The following is a 1,509-nucleotide window of genomic DNA, read 5'->3' as shown; positions in this document are numbered from 1 at the left end:
GGGCAAGAACTCCAACGTGCCGGGTCTCGCCATCATGGCCGAGGCGCTCGGCAAGCCTATCCCCGAAGTCGGCACGACCCGCTTCCGCCCGCCTTACACGGCGGTATCGATCGGCTCGCTGGCGGCAGAGCGCTTCGGCGACCTCAAGCCCGAGCGGCTGACCCCGATGCATGACTGGCACATCGCCAATGGCGCAAGGATGTATTCGGCCGGCCTCTGGTACCGCCCGATGATCTATGGCCTCCCCGGCGAGACGGTCGAGCAGGCCTATGTGCGGGAAGCAAGCGCCACGCGCGACAGCGCCGGCATCGTCGACGTCTCGACGCTGGGCAAGATCGCGGTGCAAGGGCCGGACGCGGCCGAGTTCCTCGACCGCGTCTACACCAACATGTTTTCCACTTTGGCCGTCAGCAAGGCGCGCTACGGCCTGATGCTGCGCGAGGATGGACTGGCCTTCGACGACGGCACCACCTGGCGGCTCGGCGAGCAGGATTTCCTGATGACAACCACCACCGCCAATGCCGGCAAGGTGATGCAGCATCTGGAATATTTCCTCGACGTCATCTGGCCGGAGCTGAAGGTCACCGTCACCTCCGTCACCGACGAGTGGGCCGGGGCAGCGATCGGCGGCCCGAACGCGCGCGCCATCCTTGCCGCTTGCGTCACAGGCACTGCCGTCGACAATGCCACCCTGCCCTTCATGGGCATCGTCCATGGCCGGATTGCCGGCGTGCCGGTGATGATCTGCCGGCTGTCCTTTTCCGGCGAAATGGCATTCGAGGTCTATTCCGGCGCCGGTTACGGCACCCTCGTCTGGGAAGCCTTGATCGAGGCCGGCAAGCCTTTTGGCCTTGTCACCTACGGGCTCGAGGCGCTGGGCACGATGCGCATCGAGAAGGGCCATGTCACCGGCGCCGAGATCGACGGCCGCACCACCGCGCGCGACCTCCATCTCGACTGGATGCTGTCGAAGAAGAAGCCCTTCATCGGCTCGGCCATGATGGACCGCGAAGGCCTGATTGCCCCCGACCGGCTCGAGCTGGTCGGGCTGATCGCCCTCGACAACCGAGCCCTCAACGGCGGCGGACATATCGTCGAGGAACTGGACGAAGCCAATCCGCACGATTCGCTCGGCCACATCACCGCCTGCTGTTACTCACCGGCGCTGGGCAAATATATCGCGCTCGCCCTGGTCAAGGGCGGCAAGGCGCGGCACGGGACCCGCGCCTTCGTCTCGGATCCGCTGCGCAACCGGTTCGGGCCGGTCGAGATCGTCTCCAACCATTTCTACGACCCGGACGGGAGCCGCATGCATGGCTGAGCAGCATTTGCCCGAACGCCAGTCGCCGCTAGAGCCGGAGTATCATCCCGGCTCGCACGGCAATTTCGAACATGGCGTCGACGTCATCCTGTCCGAGACGCGGCCGGGCTCGATCCTGCAGCTTGCCGCCTGGCCGGGCGAAGAGAAGCGGTTGATCGAAGCCATCCGCAAGGTCACCGGTCTCACTC

Annotated in this window: 1 protein-coding gene and 1 pseudogene; both read left to right on the top strand. The window is 65.6% G+C overall.

What is annotated here, in order from left to right; genetic code table 11:
• Positions 1-1,321: glycine cleavage T C-terminal barrel domain-containing protein (locus tag EOA27_RS36070; RefSeq protein ID WP_245491315.1), on the top strand; the 1,321-nt coding region annotated here is incomplete at its 5' end.
• Positions 1,314-1,509, top strand: a pseudogene (locus EOA27_RS36065) (sarcosine oxidase subunit gamma); the annotation flags it as partial. The gene EOA27_RS36070 and the pseudogene EOA27_RS36065, both read left to right, overlap by 8 nt.

This window comes from Mesorhizobium sp. M2A.F.Ca.ET.037.01.1.1, assembly GCF_003998075.1.
Lineage (GTDB): Bacteria > Pseudomonadota > Alphaproteobacteria > Rhizobiales > Rhizobiaceae > Mesorhizobium.
The sequence above is the reverse complement of the archived record's forward strand: the minus strand, read 5'-3'. Positions and strand labels throughout refer to the sequence as shown.